Below are 11,841 nucleotides of genomic sequence, written 5' to 3' on the forward strand. Positions count from 1 at the left end.
TCAGATCGTAATCCCTCTACGTGCTCTATTTCGAAAAAACGGCGGGAACGTCATATTCGTCCCCACCGCAACGGATTAATTGCTTTTGTTTAGTAACTGCTCTGGCTTTGTTCACCTTTGGCGATAGCTACACCACCGCTTGTCCCAATACGGCTTGCACCTGCCCCGATCATTACTAGTGCATCCTCTGCACTGCGTACACCACCGGAAGCCTTAACACCGATAGTAGGTCCTACAGTCGCGCGCATCAAGGCGATATCTTCTTTCGTTGCACCACCTGTAGAGAAACCGGTTGAAGTCTTCACAAAGTCTGCTCCAGCTTCGACTGACAGCTTGCAGGCACGAACCTTCTCTTCTTCAGTCAGCAGGCTGGTCTCAATAATGACCTTTGTCAGGGCTTTACCCCGGGCTGCCTCTACAACTGCAGCGATGTCGCGTTTAACCAGTTCGTCATTGCCATCCTTCAAAGCGCCGATGTTAATAACCATATCAACTTCTCCTGCACCGTTAGCAATCGCATTGGTTGTTTCGAAAGCTTTGGTTTCAGTTGTCGTTGATCCTAGCGGAAAGCCGATCACTGTACATACCTTAACCTCCGGTGTACCTTTCAGCACTTCATAGGCAACTGCCACCCATGCTGGATTTACACAGACAGAGGCGAATTTATAGATTTTGGCCTCTTCTGCCAATTTGATGATGTCTGCTTTACGTGCATCCGCTTTAAGCAGCGTATGGTCAATACTCCGGGATAATGTGTTTTTACTCATTGTTGATTCCTCCATAATTCGGGCTATTTTCTGCTTTCATTCCTTGTAATCATACCAATAGAACCCTGACTTGAAAAGTCAGGGTTCTGCATCTACAAAGAGTCAGCTCCATTCCTATTTTATTTCTGAGTCAGCGCTTGAATATCCACGAATGGAGTAGCTCCACCTGTCACTGTCGGCAGCACTCCGTTCCATTTCTCCAGCGCTTTCTCCTGGACCTCAATTTGCTTCAGCTGAATTAGTTCCGCTGTAACCTCCTGCTTCTTGAGCCTTAGTGATTCTGCTTCTGCCTGGGCTTGCGCGATTTTTTGCTTGGCTTCAATTTCAATCCGGCGAAGATCATTTTCCGCCTTGAGCGCTTGCTGTTGGGCTACCTGTTTGGCTTCAATCGACTGGTTAAAGGCCTCCGAGAATTTGAAGTTAACAATGTTAATATCATTCACGACGAGATCATATTTTGCCAGCCGGGTAGTCAGAAGCTCACTAATCTCACCCGCCACTAGATCACGCCGCGTAATCAAATCTTCCGCCGGGTATTTAGCGGTCACTTCCTTCACAATCTCCTGAGTCGCCGGATTAATAATTACTGTATCGAAATTACCTCCGATGTTATTCATCAGATTATAAGCAGAGGCTTTATTAACGGAATAATTGACCGCCACATGGGTTGAGACGGGTTGCAGGTCCTTCGAAGACGCCGATGTGTCTGTCTCCGCCTTCGTTACCTGCGTATTAACCTGAATTACAGACTGGAAGAACGGTATCTTGAAATGAATGCCCGGAGATAACATATTGTTGTTCAGCTTACCAAAGGTTTTGTACAATCCGATGTGACCGTATTCTACTGATGCGAATGAATTCCCTCCGATCAACAACACAATCAGTCCTGCCGCAACCCAGCTAATTATTCTTCCGGGACGCAAAGGCTTCATATTCGGGTTAATTTCCATTGGGTCTTGACCCCTTTCACAATTTTAGATAATTTCCCTTATGAACTTTTTATACGGATAGTAAGGTCACAAGGTCGCACAGAAATCACCTTTTTCTTAGAGGGATTGTCCTTGCTTAGGCAGGCTTGATGCCAAAAAAAGAGCAGTCCTCCCCAAAAGGGAAGAGCTGCTCTTTAGGATAAAACTCTCAATTATAATTCCAAATCAATGTCCACCCGACAAGGATAACCCAACCCGTTTAACCAGCCGCGAGCTTTCTTCATTCAGCCCGGTTATGGTTACTTTTTTGTCGAGTTGAGCGTACTTGCTGATCGTCTTGGCAATCGCATTCACCGCTGACTGATCCCACACATGCGAGTGGGTGAAGTCAATGATCACCTGCTCCGGGTCACTGTCATAAGCGAATTCATGAAAGAAGTGGCTCGTCGTGCCGAAGAATAGCTGGCCGGAAACGGCATATGTTGTAGAAATCCCCGTTACCTGGGCAGTTAAGCGAATAGAGGCTATTTTCCAGGCAAACGTTAGGGCACTCAGCAATACACCGAACAGTACACCGATAGACAGGTTATCCGTGGCAACAACAGTGACTACCGTTACAAGCATAACCAGTGCGTCGCTTAACGGAATGCGGAGCATCGATTTCAAGGAACTCCAGTCAAAGGTACTGATAGACACCATAAACATTACTCCAACGAGCGCGCCCATCGGAATCTGCTTCACTACATCCCCAAGCACAAGAATCAGAAACAGCAGGAATATACCTGATACGAACGTGGACAGACGAGTCCGTCCGCCAGACTTCATATTAACCATCGATTGGCCAATCATGGCACAACCAGCCATTCCTCCGAAAAATCCAGTGACCACATTAGCTAGTCCCTGGCCTTTTGCCTCTCTGTTCTTATCACTTCCAGTGCCTGTAATCTCATCGATCAGCGTCGCCGTCATCAGCGATTCCAGGAGACCTACTACAGCTAGCGAGAGCGAATACGGCAAAATGATCAGCAGTGTATCCCATGTGAACGGAAGCTGTGGCAAATGAAACAATGGCAACGATGCCGTAATCGAGCCCATATCACCTACAGTTCGCACATCTAGATGAAGCGTAATAGTAATTATTGAAACTATAATAATGGCTACTAGTGCAGAAGGTACTGCTGTGGTAAACAGCGGAACCGTATAGATAATAACCAGCGTCAGCGCTACAAGACCGTACATGATCCAGCCTTGGCCTGTGAAATGTGTCAGTTGCGCCATGAAAATAAGAATTGCCAGCGCATTTACAAAACCCGTCATTACAGGTTGCGGCAAAAACGTGATGAATCTGCCCAACTTCAGCGTGCCCATCAATATCTGAATAAGACCAGCCAAAACAGTTGCTGCGAACAAATACTCAATTCCATGCTGTAGCACGAGGCTGCCAACTAGCAGCGCCATAGCACCCGTTGCTGCCGAGATCATGCCCGGTCTGCCACCGGCAAACGCTGTTATAATAGCAATACAAAAGGATGCGTATAAGCCCACCATTGGACTTACTCCGGCTAGGATCGAGAAAGCGATCGCTTCGGGAATCAGTGCAACGGCTACCGTCATCCCTGACAAAATATCGCTGCGGGTGTTAGAAAACCACCCATTATTTAAGGTAAGCTGTTTCAAAATCGTGTTTCCTCCTGATCAGTTAAGGCATAGGTCCGGTGCAATGCCAATATTTCTAATTGTACCTGACCCAGCCCAACCTTCACAAAAAGTAAACAGAGTATTGTAAGCGCTTATTATCATCCTTATTGAATGTTTACAGCAAATTTCGCCCAAATTCGATATATTTAAATTATCGGAACAAGCCTGAAGCCTTTACCTCGTCGAAGAAGGTATTGAACTCCTCTATGTTCAGCTGCTGTGCGGCATCTGATAACGCGGTTGCCGGATCAGGATGCACTTCAACCATGATACCGTCGGCTCCGGCAGCCAGTGCGGCTTTGGCACAAGGGATAAGGATATCCTTGCGACCTGTGGAGTGGGTAACATCGACCAATACCGGCAGATGGCTCTCCTGTTTCAGAATCGGCACAGCTGAAATATCAAGCGTATTGCGGGTCCATTTCTCGTAAGTACGGATACCTCGTTCAATGAGCATAACCTGTGTATTGCCACGGGACATAATATACTCAGCCGCATGCAGGAATTCCTCCAGCGTAGCTGAGAGTCCCCGCTTCAGCAGTACTGGTTTATTCAATTCTCCGACAGCCTTCAGCAGCTCGAAGTTATGCATATTCCGGGCACCAATCTGGACGATATCTACATAATCCAAGGCTTGATCAATGTGTCTAGGATCTACAATTTCACTGATGGTCAGCAAACCATATTCCGTCGCAGCTTCCCGCAATATTCTCAGACCATCCATACCCAGCCCCTGAAAATCATAAGGCGAAGTACGAGGTTTGAAGGCACCTCCGCGCATTACACGAACGCCAGCCTTTTGCAATGCGGCTGCTACGGTACGGGTCTGCAGTTCACTTTCCACGGAGCAAGGTCCTGCAACCATCAACGAGGATAATCCGCCGACTGTAACATCTCCAGGCAGGATTATAACCGTATCTTGCTTATGATTCTTACGAGCCACTAGCAGTGATTTCTTATGTTCATCACTTTGCAGATCCAGAGAAGCTGCGAATATTTGCTTGAAGAGGCTGCGAATCGTTCCGCTCGTGAATGGACCTTTATTGATCTCAACTAACTTATCGAGCATTTTCTTTTCACGTTCAGGATCGAACTTAGGCACACCCTGCTTCTCTTTAACGACTCCGATCTCCTGAACAACCTTGGCCCGCTCAGATACTAACTCCAGCAGCTGTCCATTAATCTCGTCCAGACGAGCTCTAAGCTTATCCAATTCTTCATTACTCATTTCCTTCCACTCCCTCTTCTTTAGTAATTATACAGACGCAAAAAGACCCCCCGCCGCAAGGGACGAGGAGCCGTGGTACCACCCTTATTTAGAATTAATCCCTATCCGGCAACGAGGAATAATACAGCTACTACATTTCCTCTTGCCAGAGATTAACTCTGTCTTTCACCCGGTAACGCGGGGCGCGTGCCTCCCTACTCATACTTGCCACCTACTGCAGCAGAGCACTTCAGGTACCGACTCGGAAGTGAACTTCGGTGCTAATCGTCTCATGAGGGTGCTCTCAGTCTCTGGCACACCTTCCCTGTTAAGATCCGCTTATAAGCACGTACTCTCTTCGTCATTGTCTTTGCATGTATCCACAACCAAATCTTTCTGGCTGGTTTCTGTTATCTTAAACAAAATCAATACTCGATGCAAGATGTCAGTGCAACGCTTCATAGCATTAACGCAGCAAAATATATTTCAAAAAAAACTGTCAATGATATTCTTCAGCGTCTCTCCTTTCAGCGGCTTGCTAATATATTCATCCATTCCCGCCTCCAGACAAAACTCACGGTCACCCTTCAGCGCATTGGCTGTTACAGCTATGATAACCGGGAGCTGATCCGCCGGAAGACTCTCTTGGATAATCTTAGTCGCATCTATTCCATTCATCCGGGGCATCTGGACATCCATAAAAATAAGATCGTAAATTTCATGGGTTACGCGCTGTACCACCTCTATTCCGTCATTGGCTACATCCACAGAATGTCCCCATTTTTCCAGAATCTTGCGTAGCACAATCTGATTAATTTCATTATCTTCAGCCACCAGAATCCGCAGCAAGCGGCGTGTGGAGACCAGATCTGATCCAGAAGCGCCTACCGATCCCGTTAATGAATCGCTGACTTCTTCCTCCCGGATAATTATACTGAATTCAAAAGTAGCCCCAGCTTCCTCAGTCCTCTCACGCTCTTGAAGCGTAATCTGTCCACCCATCAGCTCGACGAGTTTCTTGGTAATCGCTAACCCCAAGCCCGTCCCCTCGTGCCGCCCATTCAGGTAATGATCCAACTGGTAAAAAGGCTCAAACAGGCGGCTGCGAAACTTCTCGGGAATCCCTATCCCGGTATCCGCAATAGAGAACTGTAAGGTAACCTGGTCCCGCTCTCTCGCTGCAAGGGATACTTTAATCTTCACACCCCCAACATAAGTGAATTTAATCGCATTACCAACCAAATTAAGCAAAATCTGCTTCAAGCGTTCTTCGTCACCCATCAGGTTGTCCGGCACATCGGAACTTACCACAACTTCAACCTTCAGCTTCTTCGCTTCCGCTTTATAACTCAGCACATCAAGCACTGCGTCGATGCAGTTTCTAAGTTGAAAGGGCTCTTCGTGCAAGGCGGTCTTGCCAGCTTCAATCTTGGAGAAATCCAGAATATCATTGATGATTGACAACAGCGTATCCCCGCTCTGCCGGATGATCTCCAAATATTCACGCTGCTGTGAATTCGGCTCGCTCATCTCCAACAGCAGATCAGTCATCCCAATAACCCCATTCATAGGTGTACGAATCTCATGGCTCATCATGGCCAAAAATTCACTTTTGGCATGATTCGTATTCTCTGCGCTTTCCTTGGCAACCAACAGCTTCTTCTGTTCGGTAATATCCTTCACGATAATATAAAATCCCACATTGGAAGCATTAATAATGATCGGAGCAACCGTGGTCATTACTTCAACAGAATGCCCATCCTTATGCCAAATGGAGTCTATATTGTGTTGCTCAGAGCCATCCTCCATGGCGTAGGCAATAATATCAGCGAAATGTCCAGTACCCACAATCCGCTCCACATTTAATCCTGTCAGCTCAGGTATGGAGTAGCCTGTTAGTTGACAGGATTTCTCGTTGCCGTTGATAATATTCCCCTGCAGATCAAGGGATATGATGGCATCATGGTTATACTTTTTGAGGGAAGTATAGCGCTCTACCGATTCCTGCAGTTTCTGCTCTACTGCCTTGCGCTCTGTGATATCACGTCCAATCGCAATGATGTTCCATCCCTCTTGACTAGTCTCTACAATACGCAAAGTAAATTCTATCCATATATAATTCCCATCTGCATGACGAATCCGTAGTTGAATACTTGGTATGTCTGACACTTTCGGGAATCTCAATACAACAAGATCCTCCGGATGAATCAATCCCCGAACATCACTCCCAATCAGCTCCTCTGGTTCATATCCAAGTACTTCTTGAATAGATGGAGAACAATACTGACAGATATTATCAGGCGTAGCCACATAAATAATATCCCTCACATTGAAAGCAATCAGCCGGTATAGTTCATCCACTGGCATCATTTCCTCAAAATTAGGCTGTTGCCCTGAAAGCTTAATCATATGGACAATATAATAAAGCGGAACTTCCGCAGACGGATTGTTGATAAGCATCACTCGCAGCAGCAGCGGAACAGGCAGACCCCAAACATCCAGCAACTCCAATTCACTATCAACAAAAGGGACCTGGCCTCTGCTAAGATCCTCCATCATCTCTGTATGTATCTGTGTAGAATCCCCATACAAGAGTTCTCTGAAATCATGACCTAATAGTTGCTCTTCAGTATAGCCAAGTGCTGCAGATACGGCAGGATTAATACTTGTCCATTTCTCCTCCAAAGAAAGAAAAGCTACTCCAACGTTCGACGTTCTGTACAAACGTTCAAACAGGGAATTACCCTCTATAGATTGTCTCAACAATGTTACCCACCGCCCATTTGTGGAATAAATGATTGCTTTGAATATACTTTAAATATTTATTATAAATATCTTGCATAATCAAATGAAAGTCAATGCTATTCCTGCTCTTTCCAACTATAAAAGCTAGTCTTCCTAAGCATATTTGACATCATATATTAAATTGTATACAATTTAATTATCAGAAATACAATTTACACATACGGAGAGGGATGAAACAGCAATGAGCGTATATCATTATTCAGCCCGCAACATTCGCGGTACAGAAATTAATCTTGAACAATATAAGGATAAAGTCTTGCTGATCGTGAATACAGCCAGCAAATGCGGCTTCACTTCACAATATGGCGATCTGCAGAAGCTGTACGAGAAATATCAGGATCGTGGCTTGATCATCCTTGGTTTCCCTTCCAATCAGTTCGGAGAGGAGCCCGGCTCCAACGAAGAAGTAAATGTATTTTGCCAGATCAACTACGGCGTTTCTTTCCCATTATTCGAGAAAATTGATGTGAAAGGTGACGACAAACATCCCCTATTTAACTATCTAACGGAGCAAGCTGGCTTTAAAGGCTTCGATGTAAGTCAATCTACAGGAAAACTTCTGCAAAATATGCTTGAAACACAAGACCCTGCAACTTTAGCTACTGACGAGATTAAATGGAATTTCACCAAATTCCTGATCGACCGCCAGGGCACTGTAGTGCAGCGGTTCGAAACCCCAGTTGATCCGCTGGATATTGAGCCTGCTATTGAGGAACTGCTGTAAAAGACCTAAGTGTGCGACCGGATAGTGAATGGGAAAAACCGGACACAGCATTTGCTTTCGAAGCGAGCTTTAATTTCGGAAAGCTTTCGGGCGACCGCTACCGCTTTTCCGCAATCAGTCCGTCCTCTCCGCTGGTTTCAGCGGAAAACCGCACTTAAAATCTTCTTTAAAATCACAAAAGAAATCGCCCTTTGGTAAAGCTGCCTCGCCTGCAAAAATACAAACAGCCAGAAAACTCTCGGCAACCGAAACAGCAGCTTCAGTAAGACCGATTCGGACGCCACCTTCATGCGAAATGGCCAGCTTAAACCGGGGATTCCGGCGAGGGTTATCAAAAGTAATTCTCGAATTCAGCTGGCTTTCGCTTGCACATAACCTGCTAAAGTAGGCCACTACGGATAAAAAACGAAAACGAGCCAGTCTCCAATATCCCGGAGGCTGGCTCGTTTTTTAGCTTTTACAGCCTTGAAGTGCAAAAGGCACTCTTATACGTGGAAAATATCTTCTTCTGGTAAAGCCCCTTCCCTATAAATCCTTTGAACAGGACTACTTTTATTGCAGCTGCCAATCGCTAATATTGAAGTCTTTCTTCGCCAGCTTTTCTTCGATCAGAAAGTTTTTGGTGCCATCCAGCAGTTTCAATCCATCCTCTGTAAAGGCAGTATCTTTAATATCACTGATCGGGCTCACTTGCTTCGCCAGTTCAGGGGTGGTACTTCCAATATCAGCTAGGAACTGATAATATTCGTCTTCATGCTGCTTCAGATCCACCAGCGCTTTTTCCCGTGCTTCGTTCCAAACTTTTGGAAAGTCCGGGAACTTGGTCAGGTATTCCTCGGAAGCTACGGTTACGCTGCTACCTAGTAAAGTGGGATGTGTTGATGCATCGTCCAGATGGGTATATCCCTCGCTAATTTGCTTCAGTGCAGGTATTCCTGTATTAGTCATAGCGTCAATATCTCCCCGCGCTAGTGCAGCCGTACCGTCAGGGGTGAGCATATGAACCAGTTTATAATCTGTCACGCCTTCCTCCTGCAACAATCCGACAATATAACGATGCATAAAAGAACCTTTTTGAATGGCAATGGTCTTGCCTTGCAGATCTTTTATCGTTTGGGGTCCATCCTTCTTGCCAATTAGATAACCAATATTATTAGTCATAGATTGTGTAATAAGGCGTGTCTTCGCACCGGAAGCATAGGCTATAATAGCCGGGGTATCCCCGAGACTTCCAAAATCCAGCCGTCCACTGATTAAGGATTCCGTCTGATCCGGACCATTCGGGAAGCCGGTCAGTTTCACTTCAGTAATGCCGTACTTTTTCAATTCTTCTTGAATGATGCCTTTGTATAAGCCCCAGCCCTCTGCGCCACCTGGCACATTCAGCTTATTCGTACCGATGTATCCGTAATTCAGCACATCTGGACCATTGCTTGGCGTCTCCGTGTTTGTTGCTTCTGCAGTATTCGACCCACCGGCTGCGCTAGCTGCTCCTTTATTTGCATTACCTGCGTTATTTCCGCAAGCCTGAAGCACCAGCATTACCATAACTACACTTGCAACAAGTGCAAACCTAAATCTTTTCAAACGTCCCCCTTGAATCTCTCTGTATGCCTTTTTCATTGTTGTTGCTCCTCCTCAGAACCCGGCTCTCGCCGCTAATTTGTACATAAAATCATGACTTGCCACCGGCTGTCTGCCTTTGCCCCAGCCTACCTTTTCCCGATATCCGCCTAGCAATCCCTGTACTTCCAGCTCTTCCTCGGTTATTCCGGTTAACCCTTCCGAATCCGGTGCCACATACAAGGCATCTGCAGGACAATACAGTTCACACATGAAGCAAGTTTGGCAGTCGCTCTGCCGGGCGATAACAGGAATCCCATTCTCTACCCGGTCAAATACATTAGTTGGGCAGACCGATACACATTGGTTGCATTCGATACAACGGTCAGCACTGATGATTTCAATCACTGTAGAACACTCTCCTTCGCCACTTCCTCTGTCTTCACCCAGACCTGATCCAATCCACCGCTAATTAGGCGATGATGTTGAGCATTATCTATTTCTTTGTAATCCTCACGTTTGTGCATACCTCTAGTCTCCGTACGGGCTAGTGCGGAATTGTACATCCAGCGGGCTGTGGCTGTCATAGCTTCCGCTTCACGCGCTTTGACGCCTTCCGGTGTCCGTTGAATCTCCTGGCTGCGCTGCTCTTTCCATAGTCCGTCGAGACGACTCAGTGAAGAAGTTAGTCCTTTCTCCGTACGGAATAGATTAATATCATAAGGCTTCACTTCCGCCTGCACCGCAGCTACATACTCTGCTGTTCTCTCCGCTGCACCTGACTTCACCTCTTGATGAACGAGTGGTGAGGAGGATAACCCTACAGGTGTGCGCAACCCTGCATGTTGGCCAAGGCGCTGTGCATAAGCGGCTGCACCTTCTCCGGCAAAGGAGCCAGAGGACATGGCCCAAGCCGCATTATGACTTCCACCTCCGGTAAATCCGCCGCAGATCAGCTCGCGGGTAGCTGCATCTCCTGCTGCATAGAGACCGGGAACACCTGTCCCGCAGCTCTCGTCTGTAATGCGAATTCCTCCCGTTCCGCGAACGGTGCCTTCCAACCGCAGCGTAACCGGAAATACATCCTTAAAGGGATCAATTCCACGGCGATCAAAAGGTAGGAAAAAGTTTGTCTGGGCGATCCGCAGAAGCGGCCTTAAATCCACTGCTGCCCCATCCAGCTTGGCATATACCTGCCGCCCAGCCAGCAGGTTTCGGGCGATAATTGAACGTCCCTTCTTAGACCCCGCTCCTTCTACTACACTTCCATCCTCATGATAGAAGCTGGCGTAGCTGTAATACGCTGTCTTCGTCACGGAGGAAAAGGTCGGGCAAATCGCATAGGCATTGGAGAATTCCATACCCGACAGGCTGGCCCCCGCTTCGGCGGCGAACAAGTAACCGTCACCGGTCAGGACGTTGCAGCCAAGTGCCTTGCTGAGAAAGGCGCAACCACCGGTAGCAATAACTACTGCTCCCGCATGTACCGACCATGTCTCACCGCTCTGCGTATGCACTCCAGCCGCACCAGCAACACCATGCTCATCAGCAAGCAGTTCAAGTACGGGGCTGTGATCGAGAATTCTGACGCCTGCTTTCTTGACTAACTTGCGCATCAGCCGCATATATTCAGGTCCCTGGAGGCCTCGGCAGTATTGATTACCCTGCTCATCCACAGGGAATGGATAACCCGAAACACCTAGTCTATTCATATTCTCATAGGTACGGTCAAGCACCCGATCCATCCAGCGGTGTTCCGCCAGTTGGCCGCCCATCGCATAGCGGCTCGCCTTCGCTTCTTCCCGCAGTTTCTCATCCGGCTTCACATACCAGACGCCGGTTCCCGAAGGCGCTGTTGCCCCGCTGGAACCGCAGAAGCCTTTATCAGCAAGGATAACCTTGGCACCTTTCGCGGTTGCTGAGAGTGCGGCCCAAGTACCTGCCGGACCTCCGCCAATGATCAACACATCTGCCACCAGGTTCACCGATCCGTTGCTTGCTGCTTGATTCATTTGTATTGACCTCCTAAATTTTAATGCCCTGACGGGCACAATGTGTAATGAAAATGGGCCTGAGGTTTAAGCGACCTCTATCCTGTGTATACCAGATACTAAGCAGGACAGGTAAAGTCGGTAAACTTATTGTGCG

At 47.1% G+C, this 11,841-nt stretch carries 10 protein-coding genes; 1 reads left to right on the forward strand and 9 read right to left on the reverse strand.

From position 1 onward, the window contains the following. Positions 1–89: 89 nt before the first annotated feature. The 5 genes from deoC to GJB61_RS28965 form a co-directional block, all read right to left on the reverse strand. Positions 90–767, reverse strand: coding sequence for a deoxyribose-phosphate aldolase (gene deoC / locus GJB61_RS28945; protein WP_154122514.1), 678 nt, complete (start codon positions 765–767; stop codon positions 90–92). 119 nt (positions 768–886) lie between these two features. Beyond that, on the reverse strand, positions 887–1,717 hold the full coding sequence (locus tag GJB61_RS28950) for a prohibitin family protein (protein WP_154122515.1): 831 nt from the start codon (positions 1,715–1,717) through the stop codon (positions 887–889). A 204-nt stretch (positions 1,718–1,921) separates the two neighbouring features. After that, positions 1,922–3,376 (reverse strand): SulP family inorganic anion transporter, encoded by a 1,455-nt coding sequence (locus tag GJB61_RS28955; RefSeq protein ID WP_420819781.1) that lies wholly within the window; start codon positions 3,374–3,376, stop codon positions 1,922–1,924. A 169-nt stretch (positions 3,377–3,545) separates the two neighbouring features. Beyond that, positions 3,546–4,622, reverse strand: a complete 1,077-nt coding sequence (locus GJB61_RS28960) for a bifunctional 3-deoxy-7-phosphoheptulonate synthase/chorismate mutase (RefSeq protein WP_154122516.1) — start codon at positions 4,620–4,622, stop codon at positions 3,546–3,548. A 465-nt stretch (positions 4,623–5,087) separates the two neighbouring features. Beyond that, positions 5,088–7,364 (reverse strand): PAS domain S-box protein, encoded by a 2,277-nt coding sequence (locus GJB61_RS28965; protein WP_195724516.1) that lies wholly within the window; start codon positions 7,362–7,364, stop codon positions 5,088–5,090. A gap of 223 nt (positions 7,365–7,587) precedes the next feature. Between GJB61_RS28965 and GJB61_RS28970 the strand changes: the two genes are divergently transcribed. Continuing rightward, on the forward strand, positions 7,588–8,130 hold the full coding sequence (locus tag GJB61_RS28970) for a glutathione peroxidase (protein ID WP_154122518.1): 543 nt from the start codon (positions 7,588–7,590) through the stop codon (positions 8,128–8,130). A 114-nt stretch (positions 8,131–8,244) separates the two neighbouring features. Here the strand turns inward: GJB61_RS28970 and GJB61_RS31385 are convergent, their stop codons facing one another. From GJB61_RS31385 to GJB61_RS28985, 4 genes are all read right to left on the reverse strand, one after another. Beyond that, the gene (locus GJB61_RS31385; RefSeq protein ID WP_195724517.1) at positions 8,245–8,523 is read right to left on the reverse strand and encodes a hypothetical protein; all 279 of its coding nucleotides are present in this window, start codon (positions 8,521–8,523) and stop codon (positions 8,245–8,247) included. Between the two features lie 159 nt (positions 8,524–8,682). Next, positions 8,683–9,753: an ABC transporter substrate-binding protein gene (locus GJB61_RS28975; protein ID WP_154122519.1), complete on the reverse strand. Its 1,071-nt coding sequence runs from the start codon at positions 9,751–9,753 to the stop codon at positions 8,683–8,685. 15 nt (positions 9,754–9,768) lie between these two features. Beyond that, complete coding sequence (locus GJB61_RS28980; protein WP_338116188.1) at positions 9,769–10,101, reverse strand: 4Fe-4S binding protein; 333 nt, start codon at positions 10,099–10,101, stop codon at positions 9,769–9,771. Then, positions 10,098–11,705, reverse strand: coding sequence for an FAD-dependent oxidoreductase (locus GJB61_RS28985; RefSeq protein ID WP_154122521.1), 1,608 nt, complete (start codon positions 11,703–11,705; stop codon positions 10,098–10,100). Before GJB61_RS28985 ends, GJB61_RS28980 begins: the two co-directional genes overlap by 4 nt. Between the last annotated feature and the right edge of the window lie 136 nt (positions 11,706–11,841).

Origin of the sequence: Paenibacillus monticola (genome assembly GCF_009664975.1) — a bacterium.
Taxonomy (GTDB): domain Bacteria; phylum Bacillota; class Bacilli; order Paenibacillales; family Paenibacillaceae; genus Paenibacillus_AQ; species Paenibacillus_AQ monticola.

What these genes read in the sequence shown, in the direction of transcription:
- GJB61_RS28950 (WP_154122515.1), bottom strand. Translation starts at nt 1,717, where the DNA reads ATGGAAATTAACCCGAATATGAAGCCTTTGCGTCCCGGAAGAATAATT.
- GJB61_RS28985 (WP_154122521.1), bottom strand. Translation starts at nt 11,705, where the DNA reads ATGAATCAAGCAGCAAGCAACGGATCGGTGAACCTGGTGGCAGATGTG.
- deoC (WP_154122514.1), bottom strand. Translation starts at nt 767, where the DNA reads ATGAGTAAAAACACATTATCCCGGAGTATTGACCATACGCTGCTTAAA.
- GJB61_RS28970 (WP_154122518.1), top strand. Translation starts at nt 7,588, where the DNA reads ATGAGCGTATATCATTATTCAGCCCGCAACATTCGCGGTACAGAAATT.
- GJB61_RS28960 (WP_154122516.1), bottom strand. Translation starts at nt 4,622, where the DNA reads ATGAGTAATGAAGAATTGGATAAGCTTAGAGCTCGTCTGGACGAGATT.
- GJB61_RS28975 (WP_154122519.1), bottom strand. Translation starts at nt 9,753, where the DNA reads ATGAAAAAGGCATACAGAGAGATTCAAGGGGGACGTTTGAAAAGATTT.